Annotated in this window: 20 protein-coding genes; 7 read left to right on the top strand and 13 right to left on the bottom strand. The window is 34.0% G+C overall.

Features of this window, described 5'->3' with window-relative positions; all coding sequences use genetic code 11:
• Positions 1 to 69: 69 nt before the first annotated feature.
• Positions 70 to 609, bottom strand: a complete 540-nt coding sequence (locus tag QYS47_RS17055) for an inorganic diphosphatase (protein ID WP_322347232.1) — start codon at positions 607 to 609, stop codon at positions 70 to 72.
• An 89-nt stretch (positions 610 to 698) separates the two neighbouring features.
• Here QYS47_RS17055 and QYS47_RS17050 point away from each other — a divergent pair, with 89 nt between their 5' ends.
• Together QYS47_RS17050 and QYS47_RS17045 are read left to right on the top strand one after the other, a co-directional pair.
• Complete coding sequence (locus QYS47_RS17050) at positions 699 to 1,586, top strand: mechanosensitive ion channel family protein (RefSeq protein ID WP_322347231.1); 888 nt, start codon at positions 699 to 701, stop codon at positions 1,584 to 1,586.
• A gap of 75 nt (positions 1,587 to 1,661) precedes the next feature.
• On the top strand, positions 1,662 to 2,543 hold the full coding sequence (locus QYS47_RS17045; protein WP_322347230.1) for an SMP-30/gluconolactonase/LRE family protein: 882 nt from the start codon (positions 1,662 to 1,664) through the stop codon (positions 2,541 to 2,543).
• 170 nt (positions 2,544 to 2,713) lie between these two features.
• On the opposite strand, the gene QYS47_RS17040 is transcribed toward QYS47_RS17045, so the two are convergent.
• The 9 genes from QYS47_RS17040 to QYS47_RS17000 form a co-directional block, all read right to left on the bottom strand.
• Entirely contained in the window at positions 2,714 to 5,575 is a 2,862-nt protein-coding gene (locus QYS47_RS17040) for a TonB-dependent receptor (RefSeq protein WP_322347229.1), read from the bottom strand.
• Between the two features lie 176 nt (positions 5,576 to 5,751).
• Entirely contained in the window at positions 5,752 to 7,359 is a 1,608-nt protein-coding gene (locus QYS47_RS17035) for a hypothetical protein (protein WP_322347228.1), read from the bottom strand.
• A 189-nt stretch (positions 7,360 to 7,548) separates the two neighbouring features.
• A complete protein-coding gene (locus tag QYS47_RS17030) occupies positions 7,549 to 8,532 on the bottom strand; it encodes an AAA family ATPase (protein ID WP_308355563.1) in 984 nt (327 codons plus the stop codon).
• Positions 8,533 to 8,574: 42 nt separating this feature from the next.
• On the bottom strand, positions 8,575 to 9,105 hold the full coding sequence (locus QYS47_RS17025; protein WP_322347227.1) for an adenine phosphoribosyltransferase: 531 nt from the start codon (positions 9,103 to 9,105) through the stop codon (positions 8,575 to 8,577).
• Positions 9,106 to 10,122 (bottom strand): threonine aldolase family protein, encoded by a 1,017-nt coding sequence (locus QYS47_RS17020; protein WP_322347226.1) that lies wholly within the window; start codon positions 10,120 to 10,122, stop codon positions 9,106 to 9,108.
• A 1-nt stretch (position 10,123) separates the two neighbouring features.
• Positions 10,124 to 10,384, bottom strand: a complete 261-nt coding sequence (locus QYS47_RS17015; protein ID WP_308355566.1) for a hypothetical protein — start codon at positions 10,382 to 10,384, stop codon at positions 10,124 to 10,126.
• Position 10,385: 1 nt separating this feature from the next.
• A complete protein-coding gene (locus tag QYS47_RS17010; protein WP_308355567.1) occupies positions 10,386 to 11,906 on the bottom strand; it encodes a bifunctional GNAT family N-acetyltransferase/carbon-nitrogen hydrolase family protein in 1,521 nt (506 codons plus the stop codon).
• Positions 11,907 to 12,028: 122 nt separating this feature from the next.
• Positions 12,029 to 12,916, bottom strand: a complete 888-nt coding sequence (gene lipA, locus QYS47_RS17005) for a lipoyl synthase (RefSeq protein ID WP_322347225.1) — start codon at positions 12,914 to 12,916, stop codon at positions 12,029 to 12,031.
• Between the two features lie 26 nt (positions 12,917 to 12,942).
• Positions 12,943 to 13,656 (bottom strand): hypothetical protein, encoded by a 714-nt coding sequence (locus QYS47_RS17000; protein WP_308355570.1) that lies wholly within the window; start codon positions 13,654 to 13,656, stop codon positions 12,943 to 12,945.
• A 161-nt stretch (positions 13,657 to 13,817) separates the two neighbouring features.
• On the opposite strand from QYS47_RS17000, the gene QYS47_RS16995 reads away from it, so the two are divergent.
• Entirely contained in the window at positions 13,818 to 14,222 is a 405-nt protein-coding gene (locus QYS47_RS16995; protein WP_308355571.1) for an OsmC family protein, read from the top strand.
• On the opposite strand, the gene ytxJ is transcribed toward QYS47_RS16995, so the two are convergent.
• The 3 genes from ytxJ to QYS47_RS16980 form a co-directional block, all read right to left on the bottom strand.
• On the bottom strand, positions 14,223 to 14,564 hold the full coding sequence (gene ytxJ, locus QYS47_RS16990; RefSeq protein ID WP_322347224.1) for a bacillithiol system redox-active protein YtxJ: 342 nt from the start codon (positions 14,562 to 14,564) through the stop codon (positions 14,223 to 14,225).
• Positions 14,565 to 14,577: 13 nt separating this feature from the next.
• Positions 14,578 to 16,053: a hypothetical protein gene (locus QYS47_RS16985; protein WP_322347223.1), complete on the bottom strand. Its 1,476-nt coding sequence runs from the start codon at positions 16,051 to 16,053 to the stop codon at positions 14,578 to 14,580.
• A 74-nt stretch (positions 16,054 to 16,127) separates the two neighbouring features.
• On the bottom strand, positions 16,128 to 18,104 hold the full coding sequence (locus QYS47_RS16980) for an alpha-ketoacid dehydrogenase subunit alpha/beta (RefSeq protein ID WP_322347222.1): 1,977 nt from the start codon (positions 18,102 to 18,104) through the stop codon (positions 16,128 to 16,130).
• Positions 18,105 to 18,272: 168 nt separating this feature from the next.
• Here QYS47_RS16980 and QYS47_RS16975 point away from each other — a divergent pair, with 168 nt between their 5' ends.
• The 4 genes from QYS47_RS16975 (at position 18,273) to QYS47_RS16960 (ending at position 21,914) form a co-directional block, all read left to right on the top strand.
• Complete coding sequence (locus QYS47_RS16975) at positions 18,273 to 19,511, top strand: M16 family metallopeptidase (protein WP_322347221.1); 1,239 nt, start codon at positions 18,273 to 18,275, stop codon at positions 19,509 to 19,511.
• On the top strand, positions 19,508 to 20,011 hold the full coding sequence (gene ispF, locus QYS47_RS16970) for a 2-C-methyl-D-erythritol 2,4-cyclodiphosphate synthase (protein ID WP_308355577.1): 504 nt from the start codon (positions 19,508 to 19,510) through the stop codon (positions 20,009 to 20,011). Before QYS47_RS16975 ends, ispF begins: the two co-directional genes overlap by 4 nt.
• Before the next feature lie 3 nt (positions 20,012 to 20,014).
• Positions 20,015 to 20,695 (top strand): tRNA (5-methylaminomethyl-2-thiouridine)(34)-methyltransferase MnmD, encoded by a 681-nt coding sequence (mnmD, locus tag QYS47_RS16965; protein WP_302122494.1) that lies wholly within the window; start codon positions 20,015 to 20,017, stop codon positions 20,693 to 20,695.
• 61 nt (positions 20,696 to 20,756) lie between these two features.
• Positions 20,757 to 21,914, top strand: a complete 1,158-nt coding sequence (locus tag QYS47_RS16960; RefSeq protein ID WP_302122496.1) for a formimidoylglutamase — start codon at positions 20,757 to 20,759, stop codon at positions 21,912 to 21,914.
• Positions 21,915 to 21,936: the final 22 nt, after the last annotated feature.

The following is a 21,936-nucleotide window of genomic DNA, read 5'->3' as shown; positions in this document are numbered from 1 at the left end:
TTCTTTTGATTGATATAAAAAGGCTTCTTAAATATTATTTAAGAAGCCTTTTTTGCTTATCTAAGCGTATTAAAAAGTTTTATTGTATAATTCAATACTGTCATTAATCACTTTGTGAGCCTCGGCTTTATCAAAAAAGTCTTCTACTACTACCTTTTTGTTTTCAAGCTTTTTGTAATCCTCAAAAAATCTCTGCATTTCCTTTGATGTATGAGGAGGTAAATCGTGAATATCATTCATATGGTTTACTGACATATCATTAGCCGCAACAGCAATGATCTTATCATCTGCTTCGCCTTGATCCATCATTTTCATTACACCTAATACCTTAGCTTTTACCATACATAGAGGAGGTAATTCAATAGAAGTAATTACCATGATATCTAATGGATCTTTATCATCACAATAAGTCTGCGGAATAAACCCATAATTTGCTGGATAATGTACAGAGCTAAATAATACTCTATCAAGCATTAAATAACCAGTTTCTTTGTCTAACTCAAATTTACCCTTACTCCCTTTCGAAATTTCTATTACAGCGTTCACGTATTCTGGCGCTTCATCACCATAATGGATGTCGTGCCAAGGGTTTCTTTTGTTGTCTATCATTTTTAATTTGTAAAATATTTTCACAAAAATAATGGATGAAGCCGAGAGCACCTACTTTAAGTGTTATTAGATTGTTATAACTTTGAGAAATGAATAGAAAATCTGTTAACCCGGCCAGTAAACTTGAGTATAAAAGAAGAATCAAGTTTTTAGTGAAAGCAATCATTTTTATTGCTGCATTATTTGCCATCAACACCTATCATGCTGAAATATTAAAATATGGAATAGGGGAGAATTATGTTAAAGCAGCTCGCTTTTACCTTTATGCTGATTTATGGGTTTCACTCATCAGATTGGGGGTTGTATTTTATTATAAGAAAAAGCATAAACTCTCAAGGGGTACTAAAAATAACTTTGTATTAGGCATAGATCATATTGCTAATATTCTACACACCTTTATTTTGATTGGGACAATTCTATTATTATTCAATATAGATCCCATCGCTTTAATCACCTCATTAAGTATTGTCGCTGCTGCCATTGCTATTTTATCTAAAGATTATATAGCCAATATGATCAATGGTATGTTGATCATGTTTAATGGGGAAGTTATGATTGGAGATGAAATTAAGATTGGTGAAGTTAAGGGGAAAGTCACTGATATTACACTAGTTAATCTACATATAACTAATGATGATGAAGATTTAATTTACATCCCAAACTCATTAGTGTTTACCTCTCAAATCTATAATTACACTAAAAGAGCTATTCGAAAGGTTAGTTTTGATTTTGACCTCAAAAATGAATTAATCACGGATGTTAGTGCCGTTGAAAAATATATTATAGAAGCTTTAAGCGACTATCAGCAATACATTAAAGACGATAGTTATATGTTAAGGATAATTAAAATAAATGAAAATTTCACTTCCTTAAAATTTCAATTTGTATTGCATAGACATTCTGCAGTTAGAGAAAAAGATATTAGAAAAGTAGCTTTAAGGAAAGTATTACAATATATAGGAGAGGAAAAAGTTTAAGGTATTATCATAAAAACGAAACACTTAGGTTTTTCATAAGTTTTGTAACTTTATAACAAATCAACATAAGTTACTATGAAAAATACATTATTTATTTTAGGCTTCGCATTATTAATTTTTGCATGCCAACCAGCAAAAAAAGAAAATTCAGAAGAGAAAGAGGCAGTAGAAAAAGAAGTAGTGGAAAAACCAGCTGATCCAAAATTTGTGAAGCTTTGGGAAACGGATACAGTCATGACTACTTGTGAGTCAGTTTTGTATGATGGTGAAGGAAACAGACTTTTCGTGTCAAACATCAATGGACAGCCACTAGATAAAAACGGAGAAGGATTTATTTCTATTTTAAATCTAGATGGTAGTGTTGAGTCTTTAAATTGGGCTACCGGATTAAATGCACCTAAAGGAATGGGCATTTTTGATGGTCATCTGTATGTTACTGATATAGATAGAGTGGTTGCGATTGATCTTGAAACGGGTGAAATAGCAAAAGAATTTACTCCTGAAAAAGCTGAGTTTTTGAATGATATTACAACTTCAGAATCTGCTGTTTTCATTTCAGATATGAGTTTAGGTTTAATTCATAAAATTGAAAATGGAGAACTATCAACTGTAGCTGAAGGAGTTAAAGGTATTAATGGCCTTTTAAGCAAAGGAGATCATTTAATGACTTTAGATGGAATGGGACTAAGATCTTTAGACTTAGCTTCTAATAAATTTGAAATGGTTAATGAGTCAGTTACAGGTGGAGATGGACTTACAGTTTTAAATGACGGTACTTACATTGCAAGTAGATGGAAAGGAGAAATTTACCATGTAGCGGGTAATAAAGCCACTTTATTATTAGATACTGAGGAAGCTTCTCAAACTGCTGATATTGGTTTGAATGCGGAAAAAGAAATTGTATACGTTCCTACTTTCTTTAGCAATAAAGTAGTGGCTTATCAGCTTGAGAGATAAATTTCAATAAAACGCTGATCCGTCCTAAGATTGGTTGACGGTTTTAAGATAAATTATATAAACCTGTGGAGTGTCCTTCACAGGTTTTTTTATGCGATTAAGAAATTGTACAAAATAAAAAAGCTTTCGAGTTTCCCCGAAAGCTTTTAAATATTTAAGTCAACCTAAACTTAGAATGTTCTTGAGTATTTAATTCTGAAAGATCTTCCAGGAGTTCTGCTAAATTCAATTTGATCCTCAGCATTAAAAGATCTAAATACTCTTTCTTGAATATCTCCTAAAATATTATTAACTCTTAATCCAATTTTGTTTTTCCCATCTAAACCAAAAGTTTTGCTCATATTAAAGTTCAAGCTGTGAAAAGGAACAGTATAAGTACTTGGAGTTCTATTAACACCAACAATAGCTAAAGTAGGTCCCTGGATATTGTATGCAATACTTGATTCAAAACCAGTTTCAAAATCTACATAATCTAATCCAGCATTTATGATATATGGTGGTTGTCCAAGGAAATCTCTTCTATCTGAATATTCCTCTCCAGTTCTCAAGCCATTTTTTGTACCGTCAGCTTCTGTTTCATTTCTTTCTATAAATGAGCTAGCGTAAGTGAAATTTCCTTTGAATAAGAAGTTTTCTAAAGCAGGAGTTATAAAATCTAAACTTTTCCTGATTTCGAACTCAGCACCCATTATTTGACCGTTCCCAACATTTTGAGGGCTAACATTATCAGACTGAATATCATTTCTTACAAGTTCAATTGGATTTACAAATCTTTTAAAGAATGCCCCAACTGATACTGTTTGACCTCTGCTCATGAACATTTCATATCTTAAATCTAAATTGTCAATATCTGTTTCTACAAGGTCGATATTACCAATAAAAGTTAAACCTGTTAATACATCAGGAATTTCCAAAGTTGATTTCTCTTTAAAAGAAGGTCTAGCAACAGTTTTAGAATATGAAGCTCTTAAGTTAGTATCATCAAATGGTGAATAAGTTAGATTTAGTGAAGGGAATAATTTTAAAGATGATAAAACATTTTCATTTTCAAATACCCTTGACCCATTCTGATTTTGACCTGTGAAAAATTGATCGTACTTCTCTGATCTAACACCAACGATCGCTTTGATTTGATCAGTGAAAACTAATTCACTACTTACATATGCTCCAACTATGTTAATGCTTCCATTAAACGCGTTACTAGGTGTAAATCTAGTTCCAACATATGTTCCAAATCTAGAATCATCAACACCTTCAAGCTCACCAATTATATTTTCTGGTAAAAATATTCTGTCAGCATCACCATTTAGTTCTAAAAGGTTTTGATTACCGAAGAAGTCAATTCCAAAATCTTGGATTTCGTAATCTCTTTGTTTGAAATCTTCACTAACTCCAAATGAAATTTTTGATTCATTTTCATTTAGGTTAAATCCTTTTTTGAAGTCTACTCTTCCACTATAATTCTGCTCATCTAATAATCTCCAAATTCTTTGTGGTTCCCCACCTTCTTGAGATTGAATAGCAAGATTTCCTTCATCATCAGCAATTGTGAATGGGGTTATTCTTACATCTTTATCCTCTACAGAAGAAAAAGTTGAAGCCAAAATCCAATCAATTTCAAATTCACCTCTATTGAAGCTATGCGTACCATCTAAAGTAGCATTATTCATAATTCTTTCAGTATACTCCAAATTATCTAAAAATGCAGTATATGAATTGGTCAATGAAGCTGTTCTAGTTCTTTGTCCTGCCCTTGATATGCCGTTTTGTATTCTTAGTACTTTAAGAGAATATTTAGAAGCATCAGTTTTTAATGATAGTCCAGCTAGCCCACTTAATCTAGTGTCTCTTGAGCTTAAAGGACCCTCATAGATATTATCAGAAATTAATTCAAATTCATCTGCATCCTGTGGTCTTAGGTAATATCCATCTATCGCGTTTTGATAGTGGTTAGTGCTTTTATTGTAATTGATTGCTAGATTGTAACCTAATTTGTAAGTATTTATGTCAAATTGATTTCCTCTAGAATATGAAGCACTCATATCTGGCAAATTGTTTCCGTAAACTTGGGCAGCCATTTTTGAATCAAAACTTCTAGTTACATTACTTAGAAATCTAATACTTTCATCATTGGTTGGGATTGTGCTTTGAAGTTTTCCACCATCTAATTTTGCATTATATGGTAAGTCTCTTGTGCCATCATCAATTCCTAAGAAATCTAAACTACCTCCTTCATAACTTCTATAATCTGACTGGAAGTGCATAGAAGGATTATAGGTTGTGCTAAATGAAAAGCTAGAAGTCTTTGCAGTAGGAAAGTCTTTCAATTCAATATCTACAGTTCCGCCAACAAAGTCAGCGTTTAATTCTGGAGTAAATGATTTATATACAATTATATTGTTTATTAAACTTGTAGGGAAAATATCCATCTGAACAGCATTCTTATCGGGATCTAGTCCAGGAATGTTCATTTTATTCAGGGTGGTTTTAGTGTATCTATCTCCAAGTCCCCTTACAAAAACATATTGACCATCTTGAATGGAAACACCAGCAACACGTTTTACGGCAGTTGCAGCATGAGAATCACCAATTAATTGAAAAGTTTCTGATGATATTCCATCCATTATATTAGCAGATTTCTTTTTTACTGTTAATAAAGCAGCTTCAGTCTCTCTTATGGCTTCGGCTTTAACAACTACTTCCTGCATTTGCTCTACCGACTCTCCAAGTCTGATTGTTCCTACATTGCTAACTTCTCCTGCTTTTACTTCTATTCCACTTACAGTTAATGTTTCGAATGAAATAAAAGATACTTGTAGGTCATAAACACCTGGTGCAGCACCAAAAGAAAAAGCACCATCAAGATCTGTTGCAGCACCATTTGCTGTACCTTTAATTACAACAGAAACTCCAATCATTTCTTCCCCTGTCTTATTATCAATTACTTTACCTCTAATAGTACCCTTCTGTGCCACTAAAAGAGTTGATATAAAAAGAAATGCGACAGTAAAAATTCCTACTTTAATTTTCATAATTAATTTTAATTAAATATTTCATGCAAAAGTAGTTCAAATAAAATCAGATTAGTTTATCATAGAATTGTCTATGTGTTAATAATATGTTAACAAAAACATTAACTTAATATACATTAAAAAAAAATAGCTCTCAGTTTCCTGAGAGCTATTCCTAAAGAATATGTTTAAGTATCTTAGAAGTTGTCTAACTGGCCTTGTGCAGCAGCGTAAGACCAAGATAAAACGCTTACATCAGCACCAACAGTTGCTTCAGTAACCACTGAATTATTGCTAACAAATTTCTCACCATTCGCAGTGATTTGTGCAGCAAATTCAGCTTCAGTTCTATCATTAGCAGCAGCAGCGGCAGCAGCATCTAATTTATCAACAAATATATCTCCAATCACATTTGTAGTATTGAATTCAAGTCCACTGAATACTGTGATATCATTTGCATAGTTGTCAGATCCTCTTGGATCATCATCATTATCATCAGCATCTATCTCAATATCAGAACCTTCAGCAAAGTCAAAGAAATAAGTGTTTTGAATATCATATTTTGCACCATCTCTTAAATCAGCGTAATCACTTGAAGAAAGTCCTCTTAAAGATCCGTTGATGAATTTACCTACTAAGTTAGCAGATCCATCGTCACCTTCAGAACCATCTAATTCCATACCGTGATCGCCATCCCAAGCATAACCATTTGCTTCATCAGCACCGATATAAACGAAGTTGTCTATAGTTCCACTCCATCCTTGGTCAGTATCATAACCGTCATCATCTTGTGCCCAAACAATAAAATTGGTAATGTTTACAGTACCTCCGAAAATTTCGACACCATCATCAGAGCTATTGATTGATTCTACGTGATTGATTGTAGTACCAGATCCTACACCGCCTAAAGTTAATCCTTGTAATTCGTTTCCAGGGCCTAATTCAGCACCAGTAAATCTTATTGAAACGTATTCAAATACACCAGAATTATCTGCCGCATCATCACCACCGTATAAACCTTCGGTTACAGTAGTTGGGATACCTTCAATTTGAGCTTCATCCGCCTCAGCAGAGATTGGAGCATTTCCTAAAATTAATACACCACCCCAAAGACCTCTTTGAGTTGTTAAATCTAAAGAACTTTCGAATTCACCAACTCGGATTTCATCAGCAGTTGAAGTAAATACGATTGGAGCTTCAGCAGTTCCATTAGCTTGGATATCTGCACCTCTAGCTATAATTAATACAGAAGCTGCAGCAGCATCACCTGGACGTCCTTTGATTACAGTTCCTGGTTGAATGGTCAAAGTATTTCCTGCAGTTACAATTACGCGACCTGCTAATTCCCATATTCTGTCGTTTGTTAATGTTAGATCCTCTTCGATAAGACCTGATAATACTTGATTTGGTAATTGTTGAGGAGCAGCACCAACAGATAATACGTGAGTAACAGACTCAGTATCACCATCTGCATCAGTAGCAGTAAATTCAAAAACAATGTTTTGATCAGCATCTGCTTCAGTTGCAGTATATGAGAATTCAAATGTTGCTGTAGTTGCTTCAGCTGTGAATTCTGGTTCTAAGAAAGTGTCACCATCTTTTGTAACTACTATGCTTGAAATACCATCTTGAGCTGTAACTGTAGCAGAAACAGGGCCTACAGTCCCTAAGTTTTCAATTTCAGCTGTTGCTGGAATTCCTTCGATTGTTACTAGGTTGTTTGGTTCTGCAGTTTCTTCTTCGCATGATGAGAAGATAAAAACTGATACCATTGCTAGCATCGCGATTAAATTAAATTTCTTCATTGTGACTAATTTTGAATAAGTTTAAATTTCTTTGATGCAAAGGTGGTTTTTAATTGTTAACTGAATTTGTCAGACTTTTTAGCAAATTGTTACTAATTCATTAATGTGTTAATATTGAGGTAAAACAAAAAAAGCATCCGCTAGTCATCGGATGCTTTTTATTTAGGACGGTTTAGGGTCAATTTAATTTTAACTAATGGGAACTTGTTTTAAGATTTTTTCAATGATATCCTTAGTAGTAACACCATCAGCTTCAGCCTCATAGTTTAAAAGTATTCTGTGATTCATAACATCAAAGGCTACTTCTTTAATGTCTTCTGGTAAAACATAATCTCGACCTTCCATATAGGCTACTGCTTTAGCACTTAAGTTAAGATTTATACTTGCTCTAGGAGATACTCCATATTGAATATAATCAGCTTCTTGCTTTAATCCGTATTCCAAAGGAGATCTAGTAGCATAAACCAATTCAATAATGTATCGCTCTAAAGATTCAGAAATTTCAACATTATTCACTTGTTCTCTAATGCTGAATATTTCTTCCTTCGTAAGAATAGTTTTGACTTCTTTATTAAAAGTCATATTAGACATTCTACGCATCACCTCTAATTCCTGAGCTTTAGTAGGGTAGTCCACCATTACTTTTAGCATGAAACGGTCAACTTGCGCTTCAGGTAAAGGATAAGTTCCTTCCTGATCTACTGGGTTTTGAGTGGCTAATACTAAAAATGGACGATCTAATTGAAAAGTAGTTTCTCCAATTGTTACTTGCTTTTCCTGCATCGCCTCAAGTAAGGCTGATTGTACTTTAGCTGGAGATCTGTTGACCTCATCTGCTAATACTAAATTTGAAAAAATCGGACCTTTCTTAACCTCAAAGTTACCTTGCTTCTGATTATAAATCATCGTACCGATTAAATCAGAAGGCATTAAATCTGGAGTAAACTGAATTCTTTGGAAATCTAAATGTAAAACATTCGCTAAAGTGTTAACGGTTAGTGTTTTGGCTAAGCCTGGAACTCCTTCTAATAAGATGTGTCCATTGGTGAATAATCCAATTAAAAGGCGATTCACCATATAATCTTGACCTACAACAACTTTGCTAACTTCAGACATTACGTCTTTTACTTTTTGCTGTAATTCATTTTTCTTTTCTAACTGTGCTTCTTCCATGATTTATTTAAAAAATCTTTATTCAACTAAATTTCAAATATATTAATAAGTAACGATACTGTAAACCGCTTCATTTTCTGTTTTCAGCTTTTTTTCTCCTTCTAGAAAACCTAACTCAATCAAGAATGTAAAGTTGCCTACTTTTCCGCCTAATTCTTTCACTAGTTTTGCTGCCGCAAGTGCTGTTCCCCCTGTAGCTAATAAATCATCATGAATCATTACTTTTTGTCCTGGCTTTATGGAATCGCTATGAATTTCCATGGTAGCACTACCATATTCCAATTCATAAGAATGTTTAATGGTTTTATGTGGCAGTTTGCCTTCTTTTCTAACGGGCACAAAAGGTAATCCTAATCGTTCTGCTACCATCATCCCAAATAAAAAACCTCTGGATTCAACTCCAACAATTACATCTATTTTATCCTGCTTTCCTTTTTCAACGAACCAATCCACAATTTCAGATACTAATTTTGGACGGCTTAAAATTGGGGTAATGTCTTTAAATACTATACCAGGCTTTGGAAAGTCTTTAATATCACGGATTTCAGCATTAATTTTTTCTGAAAGGGTCATTTATATCTGTTTTAATTTTTTAATAAGCTCATCCAGCATATCATCCGAAAAATCAAGATGAGTTACAAAGCGAACATCATGCTTTCCAAAAGGAACGGCTAATATCCCATGATTTTTAAGCTTTTCTACAAAATCCGTAGCGAGTTGATTATTTGATAATCTAAATATTACAATATTGGTTTCTACCGGAAGAACCGATTCAACAAAGGCTAAATCCTTTATATTTTCAGCAATGGTTTTGGCTCTATTATGGTCTTCGGTTAGTCTTTCTATATGATGATCTAAAGCATAAATTCCAGCAGCAGCTAAAATACCAGCCTGCCTCATTCCACCTCCCATTACTTTTCTAATTCTTCGGGCCATTTTAATGGAATCTTTATCGCCCACTAATAAAGAACCAACCGGGCATCCCAAACCTTTGGATAAACAGATGGAGATGGTGTCAAAGGTTTCACCGTATTTTTCAGGATCATCTCCTGAAGCTACTAAAGCATTGAATAACCTAGCTCCATCAAGATGAAGCTTCAGCTTCTCTTCTTTACATAATCGACCAATTTTCTCAATCTCTTTGAAATCATAAACACATCCACCCCCTTTGTTCATCGTGTTTTCTAATGAAACAAGTCTGGAAATAGGAGCATGTACATCATCAGGATTGTTGATATTATCTTTTACCATTTCCGCAGTTATCCGGCCACGGTCTCCGTGCAGTAGTCTGACAGATGCAAAAGAGTTATAAGCAATTCCACCCCCTTCATATAGATAGATATGAGATTTTTCATCACAAATTACTTCAGTGTGGGGGTCAGTATGAACTCTAATCGCAATTTGATTCGTCATGGTGCCACTAGGGCAGAATATTGCGGCTTCCATACCAAAATATGCAGCAGCCTTTTCCTCAAGAGCATTTATAGTGGGATCTTCACCGAAAACATCATCACCAACTGGAGCTTCAAACATAACTTGCTTCATAGCGGTAGTAGGCTGAGTAATGGTGTCGCTTCTTAAATCAATCATATTAGGAAACTTTTTCGAACCAATGTGGTAGTTTTACCTGGTCAGTATAGAATTTTTTTCTAGAGTGGTTACTATCGAATGGAACAATCTTTTCGATTCTATCTGTTTTGGGATGGTAAAAGGCTTCAACATAAAAATCATTTAATAAAAATAAATTCACCTTATACCGATAATACCGAATAGAGGTGACAAATTCACCCTCAACATATAATGTTTTTATCTTTTTAAACAGGCTTAAATTTACAAACTCTTCTACCTTCACTTCACTTATTCTTTTTTAATGAGTACAGATCTTTTCTTCGATCGTTCAAATTACGCACGCTTCCGTAAGTATGCAATTCTTTTAACAAATTAACATCTACATCTGCAATTACTGTCATTTCTGTATTAGGAGTAGCTTCTGTTTTAACGCCATTTGTTGGAAATGAAAAATCGGAAGGGGTGAATACTCCAGATTGAGCAAACTGAATATCCATGTTATTTACTTTTGGTAAATTCCCTACACTTCCAGCTATAGCTACATAACACTCATTTTCAATAGCGCGTGCTTGCGCACAAAGCCTTACTCGCATATATCCGTTTTGAGTATCAGTTAAGAAAGGCACAAATAAAATTTTAACTCCTTCATCTGCTAATAGTCTTCCCATTTCAGGGAACTCCACATCATAACAAATATTGATTCCAATTTTTCCGCAATCCGTATCAAAGGCCTGAATTTTCTTGCCTCCACTCATTCCCCAGGCACTTACTTCAGCAGGAGTCATATGAATTTTTTCATAGGTCTCACTGGTACCATCTCTTCTACATAAAAAGCCTTTATTGTAAAGTTTTCCACGACTCATCACTGGCATGCTACCCGTAATTATATTTACATTATAATTAATAGCATATTCTTGAAAAACCTCTTTAAGTGGTTCCGTATATTTAGCTAATTCACGAATTGCTGATGCTTCATCCAAATGATTGAATTCAGCCATTAAAGGGGCATTGAATAATTCTGGGAATAATATGAAATCGCATTGATAACCACTTACTACATCAATAAAGAACTCAATTTGCTCTTGCATAGCTTTTAAGGAAGGAGTGGGACGCATTTGCCACTGTACTAATCCTAATCTTATAACTGTTTTAGGAATATGAACATATTCTTCAGACGGTTCGTAGTAAATATTATTCCATTCAATTAAAGCTGCATATTCAGCAGATTGTTTATCACCTGGTAGATATCCTTTTAATACTTTTTTAACATGAAAGTCATTTGATAATTGAAAGGATAATGCTTTATCATAAATTTCTTTGGCGATTACCTTTTGAATATACTGCTTAGCAGAAAATTTATCTGAATATTTTGAATACCCCGGAAGCCTGCCGCCTGCCACTATTGACCTGAGGTTAAGTTGTTCCACTAAATCTTTCCGTGCATCATACAATCTTCTTCCAACTCGCATTCCTCTAAAATCAGGATGTACGAATACATCTATTCCATATAATACATCCCCCTCAGGATTATGAGTATTGAAAGATTCTTTTCCTGTTATTTCAGGATAATTATGATTGTCACCAAAATCGGAATAGTCCACAATAATTGATAAGGCGCATCCTGCAACTTGACCATTCACTAAAACGCATAACTGTCCTTCAGGGAATTTATCAATTAAACTTTTGATATGTTCAACCTCCCACAAGTCATCCCAACCCGCATAAGCCTTTTTCATAGACTTTATTAAGCTTCGATAGTCTTTTAACTTTAAGTTTTCTAGGGTTATGATGAAATTATCTTGCATAAAATTTAAGCTGTTGAACTAAAAAAATGTAAAAATTTACCATTGATGTTTAAAACCAAAAAACCACAGCAATATAAGTGATTATCACTTTATGCTGTGGTTCTTCAAAATATATGTATTCCTTAGATAGGTACGTTTACGTGTCTTTCAGCATGATAAGAAGAACGAACTAATGGCCCTGACTCAACATATTTAAGTCCTCTTTTTAAGCCTTCTTCTCTGTACATATCAAAAACTTCAGGGTGAATATATTCAATCACATCGTGGTGTCTTTTAGTAGGTTGTAAATATTGTCCTACAGTTAAAATGTCACATCCGTGCTCTACTAAATCATCCATAGTAGAAAACATTTCATCTTGAGTTTCGCCTAAACCTACCATGATTCCGGTTTTTGTTCTTTTACCGTATTCTTTAGTCAATTTAATTTGATCCAAACTTCTTTGATATTTTGCCTGAGGACGAACTCTTCTGTACAAACTTGGAACTGTTTCGATATTATGCGAAACTACCTCTTGCCCTGCTTCAATCATTCTATAAAGAGCATCCCATTTTCCTTTCACGTCAGGAATTAAGGTCTCTATTGTTGTTTCAGGAGAAAGTTCTTTCGTTTTTACAACAGTTTGATACCAAATTTCTGCACCACGATCTTTTAATTCATCTCTATTAACAGAAGTGATAACGGCATGTTTAACGCCCATTTTTTTGATGGCTTCCGCTACTCTTTGAGGTTCTTGCTCATCATATTCTGGTGGACGGCCAGTAGCAACTGCGCAGAATGAGCAACTTCTAGTACATACATTTCCTAAAATCATAAAAGTTGCAGTACCAGCACCCCAGCACTCACCCATATTAGGACAGTTTCCACTTTCGCAAATAGTATGTAGCTTATTTTCGTCTACAATTTTTCGAACATTAGCATATTCTTTACCAACAGGTAACTTTACCCTTAACCAATCCGGTTTTTTATTTTTCTTCTTTTCTTCCTGGCTTACTACCGGTAAATCTATCATATCAACTTATTATTCTATCCTTAAACTTATTTTCTCGACCCAAACAAAATACTTACAAAGGCTGCCGGGTAAAAACTATAATTTTTTGTTCCTAGCGGAACTATTTGAATTTCTCTACTAAATATTTCGCCTAAAAAGCCTACTTCGAAACCTGTTATTTTAGATTTAAATGTTCCGAATTCGAAAAGCAATGAGGCTCTAATGTGTGCGCCTAATACTAATTCCATTTGATCGATTCCAGCAAAATAACCAGCAGGTCCAATAATTGCTGAACCATTTAAAAATTGTGAATAGGTTACAAGTCCACCACCTTCACTTCTTAATAAATATGGAGAAACAAATCCTAAGGTTGGCCCACCAGTTAGTACTCCATTTATTTGTACACCTTTTTCTTCTGCTTTTTTAAATAGCAACATATCATAGCCATACATAAGTCGAGTACTGATTAAATATTTTTCTTTGCCTTCGTAAAATGATGATGTGCTAAAAAAAGTTGGGCTAGGAACTCGTCTTTCTTGTGGATGTCTAATATTGGCAACCTCAATTCCAAAAGTTTGGAATATTCTATCTGACTTTTTAGCGCTATATCTAAAAAAACCTCCTGAAAAAAGCCCGCCATTTGTAGCTTTTGTAATTCCAAATAGGAATTCTTGTCCATAATCAAATGGATCTTCTTTTTGACTTTTGGCATCAAAAAGAAGGGCTATCATAAATATGGAAAGTATAAAAACTTTTTTCATTGTATTTTAAATGAATTACAAATTTATGGTTTTAAATGCGGAAACTAAATAATTTTTTAATCCTTTCATCTAAAACTACTTACATCAATGCAACATTAAAAGATATTTTAATCATAAATGTTATCTTGCAATGAAATAACGATAAAAGATTGACTTAGTTTATGCCAACTTCAACAATAAAATATACACATCCATTAAAAACAACTGCAATCCATAATCGTTCAGGAAATTCTTTAATTACTGATGCCCCAGTGGATAATAATGGGCAGGGCGCTTATTTTTCTCCTACTGATTTGGCAGCTACTTCTCTTGCAAGTTGCATGATGACCGTTATGGGAATTTATGCTGATCAGAACAGTTTAGATCTTGGAGAAATTGAATGTGATTTACAAAAAGAAATGGCTTCTAACCCACGAAGGATAAAAGCCATAACTATAGAAATGCGTTGGAAAACTGATTTGCCTGAAAAAGAGATTCAAAAATTAAAAAATATAGGGTTGAATTGCCCAGTTGCAAAAAGTTTGCATCCCGATATTGAGCAAAAAATCAGTTTTATTATGCTTTAACTAGACGCCCACGCTAGATTTTAGATTTTGATAACTGATACCCATATGTGAGTCATCGTACACACATTCTCCATTTTTTATTAATAAAATCTGTGGTGATTGGTGCATCACTCCAAATTTATCAGCAATAGCATTAGAAATATCTCTATAAGAAATTAGGTCAAGGTAATAGGCTTTTACATTTGACATTTCGTCTTCACTCCAGCTTCTTTCTAATCTATTTAATGCCATAGAGCTTATGGAACAGCTAGTGCTGTGTTTGAATATCATCACAGCTTTGTCTTGTGATTCCTCTACAATGTTGTTTAAACTTTCTATACTGTCTATTCTTTCCCAGTTCATTACTTTTAATAATTTAATTTTCTTGAGTTTCACCTGATTCCGCTTCAGGTTTCTTCCATGTGTCAGGATGAACCGAATTATCCCAAATTTGTCCCTCTTTTTTATCCCTTCTTTCTTTCGGTTTTTTACGAGTTACATAATTGGGTTGCGTATCATCTGACCAAATATTGGTGAAAAACGAAGAAATGGATTGAAAAGTTCTTGCAAAGAATGGAGCTTTTGAATTTTCTGCTGCTAAGATTTTTGTGCCAGGATGCGATTCATTAGTAACATAAAAATGTCTCACATAATCACCATCTTCTTTTGAAATATCCTTTGATAAGTCCTTCATCTCGGCCGTTGGTATTTTTCTTTCTGGCACTGTTAAAAGTCTGTCATCATGCAAATCCTGTTTTTTAGGATCAATCTTTTCGGCTACCATTAATTTATCGTAATCATATTCCTTTCTTTTTGGATTAGCAGGGCTAGCGGTCATTAATTTTTCATTATCAAAAGGTTTTCGTTCCCTATCGTTAACCTTTACAATCATTAATTTGCTCTCATCAAATTCTTTTCGTTCAGAGTCATTAATTTTAACGGTCATCAGTTTATCGTCATCGAAAGGCTTTCTCTCTTTATCCTGAACTGTGGCGGTCATTAATTTATCATCATCAAATGGCTTTCTCTTGTTATCTTTCACTTTTACTGTGTTGAGTCGGTCGCCATTTAAATCTTGCTCTTTATAATCAGGCTTTTGAGCAGTCATTAGTTTGTCATTATTCATTTTTGAATAATCTTTATCCTGCTTTTTGAACATGATTTTATCATCATCCATTTTTGGCTCTGGATCAATCTTTTCAGCTGTTTCTAGTTTACTGTTATTGAAAGGCTTTCTATTAGTATCTTTATTATTACTGTATAATCTTTTACCATCTACTTTGCTATTTCTCTCTTTTTTAGATGCTTTTGATAATGTTTGAGAGGGTTCATTAAGTTCAATCAAATGAGGTTTATCTTGTGGCCCACCAGATTGAAGGTTGACATTTTTAGGTTTTGATTTTTTGTTCAAGACTGGCCCCTTTTCTGAAATTCGGCTATCATAAGGAATCAAAGGCTCTCTCATCTCCGATGGATTGGTTATCGCATCTCGATCAGCAGACTTATAATTTGGCTTATTGTCATAAGTTTCACGTTTGGTTCTCTTATTAGGATTGTATTTTTTGGTTTTATAATCGCTTTTTTTAGCCTTAAACCACATCACTTTATCCCAATCCCACTTGAAGGGATTTATTTTGATAACTCTATTATTACCTTGATTAGGATTGCCTTTTGCCTTTATCTGCTTTTTGGTCCTAATCTTTTTATTATCCATTTTCTGTGGGCCATCATTTTTTGTAACCTCTAATTTATCGCCATCAGTCTTTTGTGCGAATAAATTATTTGGCATAGCAAAAGCAATTGTCATTACAACAATTGCTAAAAAAGGATAATATGGTAGTTTTTTAATCAAGTTTGATTTATCAACTTACAATTTAATTCCAAATTGTTAGAATATGAATTTTTTAATACCAGAGGTAATAAATTTTAGTATTCAGCAAGTTTTTTAAGCTTCTCTTTAATTCTTTCTTTAGGTAAAAAGTTCTTTTCTAAATCAGCATTAAATGGAACAGGAGTGTCTAAACTTCCTTCACGCATAACCGGAGCATCCAAAGCTTCAAAACAGTTTTCACTGATCCAAGCTGCGATTTCACCACTGATACTTCCAGTTAAGCAATCTTCATTACATATTAAAACCTTGCCCGTTTTATTAACGCTTTCTTTAACAGTTTCTTTATCCCATGGTAATAAAGTCCTCAAGTCTACTAGCTCAACAGAAATGTCACCCAAATCATTCATTGCTTCTTTTGCCCAATGGACAGCCATTCCATAGGTAATAATAGTAATGTCAGTTCCTTCATTTATAACTCTAGCTTTTCCAATTTCAGTTATGTAATAATCATCACTTACCTCTTCTGATAAGGATCTATACAAGCCTTTATGTTCAAAAAACATAACTGGATTTGGATCCGCAATGGCAGCATTTAATAATCCTTTTGCTTCTGATGGGTTTGATGGGAAAACTATTTTTAAACCAGGAGTATGGAAAAACCAGGCTTCATTTGATTGTGAATGGAATGGGCCTGCTGCAACACCTGCTCCTGTAGGCATTCTAACCACTACATCAGCATTTTGGCCCCAACGATAATGAGATTTGGCTAAATTGTTTACAATCTGATTGAATCCACAGGTTACAAAATCAGCAAATTGCATTTCAATTACCGATTTTTGCTTTTTAATGCTCATTCCTAATCCAATTCCCACTATAGCAGATTCACACAAAGGGGTGTTTCTAATTCTGTCCTTCCCAAATTGATCTATGAATCCTTCTGTAATTTTAAAAACGCCACCATAATCAGCTACATCTTGTCCCATTACTACCAATTCAGGATATTTTTCCAATGATTGTTTTAAACCATCTGAAATAGCATCAACATATCTTTTGGTAGTTTTATTTTTACTTGCTTCAATGATTTCTACTTTACTTTTAGCATAAATATCATGGAGTTGCTGTTCTGTGCTTATTTCAGGATATAGGTCTTCATTAGCCAGTTTCAATCCTTCATTTATTTGTTTTTTGATATCCGCTTTCCAAGCTTCAATATCACTATCTGAAATAATTTTTTCATTTAGTAAATATTTTTCATAATTCTCAACTGGGTCTTTTTTAGCCCAATTGTCAAAAAGCTCTTGAGGAACATATTTGGTTCCTGAAGCTTCTTCGTGTCCTCTCATTCGGAAAGTAATGGCTTCAATTAAAATAGGCTTTGGATTTTTTCGCATTTTTTCAGCCGCATTAGCCACTGCATGGTAAACATCCAATATATTGTTACCATCTACTTTAATGGCTTCCATGCCATAACCAGGCCCTTTATCTACAAAATTTTTGAATTTGAATTGCTCATCACTTGGAGTAGAAAGACCATATCCGTTATTTTCAATCATGAAGATCACAGGTAAATCCCATACTGCGGCTACATTTAATGCCTCATGAAAATCCCCTTCTGAGCTTCCACCATCACCACTAAAAACCAATGTGGCTTTTTGATCTTTAACTAACTTATTAGCTAAAGCTATTCCATCTGCTACACCTAATTGTGGGCCTAAATGAGAGATCATTCCTACAATGTTATAATCATTCGTTCCAAAATGGAAAGATCGATCTCTACCTTTAGTAAAGCCTTGCATTTTTCCTTGAAATTGAGAAAAAAGTCTGTTTAACGGAATGTTTCGAGTTGTGAATACTCCCAAATTTCTGTGCATTGGCAAAATATATTCATCAGTTTCAAGAGCTGCTGTAGAGCCTACAGAAATAGCTTCTTGCCCAATCCCTGAAAACCATTTACTGATTTTATTTTGACGAAGTAAAATCAACATTTTTTCCTCGATAAGGCGGGGCAACAAAATATGTTTATAGAGGTTAATTAACTGGTTGTCGGATAATTTTTTTCTATCGAATTGCATTAAAAAATACCTTTGATTGAGGCTTTATAAGTTTAAGTTTAGTTTTTAAATTACTGTTTCTATCTTTGGGATTCCTAAAAATCAGATAGAATTATCTGACAAATTTAAAGTAATGGTCTAATCTGCAAAAGCCATTATATTTTTTATTTTTGATTCACTCTTAAGCTTATGATAAAATATAATTCATTTACGCTTGATAATGGTTTAAACGTGTATGTTCATGAAGATAAAAACACGCCATTAGCGATTGTAAATTTACTTTATGATGTGGGTTCACGTGATGAAAAGCCTGGAAAAACAGGTTTTGCCCATCTTTTTGAACATCTAATGTTTGGTGGTTCTAAAAACATTCCAAATTATGACGAACCTTTACAAAGAGTAGGGGGTGAGAATAATGCTTTTACCAGTCCGGATGTTACAAACTACTATGTAACACTTCCTGCTGAAAATATTGAAACTGCTTTTTGGTTAGAATCCGATAGAATGATGTCTCTTTCTTTTGATCCTAAAGTATTAGAAGTTCAGAGGAGTGTTGTGATTGAGGAATTTAAACAACGTTATTTAAATCAACCTTATGGAGACTTATGGTTGAAATTGAGGCCTTTAGCATATCAAAAGCATCCTTATAGATGGGCTACAATAGGTAAAGAAATTTCTCATATTGAGGATGCAACCATGGAGGATGTAAAGGATTTCTTTTTTACTCACTATAGACCTAATAATGCCTATTTAGTAGTGGCGGGTAATGTGGAAACTGAGAACATTAAAAAATTAACTGAAAAATGGTTTGGTGAAATTCCTGCAGGGGAAAAGAAGAAAAGAGATTTACCAAAAGAACCAAAACAAAAAGAAGCTAGGTTTTTAGAAATTAAAGCAGATGTTCCAGTGGATGCTTTATACAAAGCTTATCACATGCCCGCCAAAACGGATGAAAAATATTATTCTACAGATTTAATGAGTGATGTTTTAGGAAGAGGGAAGTCTAGTAGATTGTATAAAAAATTAGTTAAAGAAGAAGGCATATTTTCTGGTATAGCAGCCTATGTAACTGGTTCAGTTGATCCCGGATTGATAGTGATCAGTGGCCAGGTTTCCTCAGGAATTAGTATTGAAGCAGCTGATACAGCCGTAAAGCAAATTATTAAAGAATTAAAAGAAGAAGAAATTGCTAACAAAGAATTAGAAAAGGTTAAAAATCAGGCAATATCTTCAATAGTTTACGGAGAGGTAGATATTCTTAATAGGGCTATGTCGATTGCCTTCGGGGCTGCTATGGGTAATCCCAATCTTGTGAATGAAGAAACTGATTTTATTAAAGCGGTGAATACTCATGATATTTATAATGCTGCCAATGAGGTTTTGAGAGAAGATAATTGTTCCACTATTTATTATAAATCAAACAAATGAACTTTAGAATAGGGTATGGATATGATGTTCACCGTTTAGCTGAAGGTGAAGAGTTTTGGCTAGGTGGAATAAAGCTGGATTATCATAAAGGCGGTGTTGGTCATTCCGATGCTGATGTTTTGATTCATGTTATATGCGATGCTTTATTGGGCGCAGCTAATTTAAGAGATATCGGTTATCATTTTTCTGATCAGGATCCACAATATAAAGGGATAGATAGCAAGATATTATTAGAAAGGACAGTAGCCTTATTACGCGATAAAGGCTATGAAATTGGGAATTTAGATGTAACAGTAGGGCTTCAAAAACCTAAAATCAATCCACTAATTCCTGAAATGAAGAGTGTATTAGCGAAGGTGATGAAGATCAGTGAAGATGATTTATCATTAAAAGCTACTACAACAGAGAAATTGGGGTTTGTTGGTAGAGAAGAAGGAGTAGACGCTCATGCAGTTGCCTTGATTTATAAAGTTGGGCATCATAATGATTTAGATTCATAGGCTATGGCTGATATTAAAATAATAACTACTGAAGACGGGTCTCATTCTCTTTATCATGAGGGATTGAAAGAAACCTACCATTCTTTTCATGGTGCACTTCAAGAGTCTATTCATGTTTTTATAGAAAAAGGCTTAAGATTTTGGAGAACAAAAAACGGACTGCCCAAAGAGGTAGATATTTTTGAAGTAGGATTTGGCACAGGGCTAAATGCACTATTAGCTGCAAAATTTGCTACAGAAAATGAGGTCAAAATAAATTTCACCTCTGTAGAACCTTTTCCGGTTCCTATGGATACCATAAACCAGCTAAATTATATTGATCAGATCGGTAAGGAAGAATTAAAAGAAACCTTTAAACAATTACATACTGCTAAGTGGGATGAATTAGTAGAGATTAACCCTTTTTTTTCATTGAAAAAAGTTAAAGGTAAGCTGGAAGATTTCACTGGGGAAAAGCAGTTTGATATTATATTTTTCGATGCTTTCGCTCCTAATAAACAATCAGAATTGTGGACTGAAGAAATGATGCAAAAATGCTATCAATTATTAAGAAAAGATGGTGTTTTTACTACTTATAGTGCTAAAGGACAACTTAAGAGAGATTTGAAAAAAGTTGGGTTTGAGGTAGAAACATTAGCGGGTCCTCCCGGAAAAAAAGAAATGGTAAGGGGAATTGTAAACTAATTATTGATTTTCTTTAGATTATATTTCGTGTTCATCTAATTATTGTTATTAAATTCATGCCATGGATTTAAGACTATTCTTCACCCCAATTCAGGAGCAACTTTATTCAGACATTAAAAAACAAGGAAGCTTCTACAAAAGCATTAAAGTATACCAAGAGAAATTTCCAGATTATAAAAGCGCGGATATCGCACTAATTGGAATATCGGATAAAGGTGAAAATGGAGAAAATGCTGGAACTGTGGGTAGCGCTGATGCCTTAAGGAAAAAGTTATATAGGCTTACGAAAGGTTCTGGAGCTTACAATATTGTTGATCTTGGTAATATTTCTGAAGCCATCGATACTGAACAAACTTTAGGTAGAGTTCAAGAAGTATGTCATGCATGTATTGAGAATAATGTGTTGCCTATTTTAATTGGAGGCTCACATGATATGAGTTTTGCTCAATATTTGGCCTATGAAGAAATGGAGAAGCTAATTAGCGTCTTAAATGTTGATGCTTTTTTAGATATGGAGGATAAAGACTCTCCAGCAAACCAAAGGCATGTTCAAAAGCTACTAATGCATCAGCCTAATTTTTTATTTAACTATAGTCATCTTGCCTATCAAACTTATTTAGTTAATCCTCAGGCAATAGCAACACTTGAAAAACTCTATTTTGAAGCTCATAGAATTGGGGCTTTACGACATGATATAAAAGAAATGGAGCCCGTAATTCGTCAGGCTGATATGCTAAGTTTTGATTTATCAGCTATAAAGTCAGCGGATTTCCCCGCAACCAGTCAACCACAGCCATTTGGTTTGACAGGGGAGGAGGCTTGCCAATTATGTTGGTATGCTGGTATTAATGAAAAACTAAGCGCTGCAGGCTTTTACGAATTTGATGTTACGAGGGAAGATGACTCTGATAAATCAGCAGCCGTTTTAGCCACTATGATTTGGTATTTTATTGAAGGTTTTTATTCAAGAAAAGAGTCACGTGATTTCAGATCGAATGATTACATGAAATATGTAGTGGCTATGCCTAATGAACCCGAATCATTAACTTTTTATAAAAGTAATTTTATAGATAAATGGTGGATGGAAGTGCCTAATCCTTCAGGCGATAATAGATTTAATAGAAATTCTATTGTTCCATGCAGCTATTCAGATTATCAACAAGCTATGAATGGTGATTTACCTGAACGATGGATTGTTATGCATTCTAAACTATTTTAATGGAGAGGCGTATTTTTTACTT

The organism is Marivirga arenosa (assembly GCF_030503875.2).
Classification (GTDB): domain Bacteria; phylum Bacteroidota; class Bacteroidia; order Cytophagales; family Cyclobacteriaceae; genus Marivirga; species Marivirga arenosa.
The sequence above is the reverse complement of the archived record's forward strand: the minus strand, read 5'-3'. Positions and strand labels throughout refer to the sequence as shown.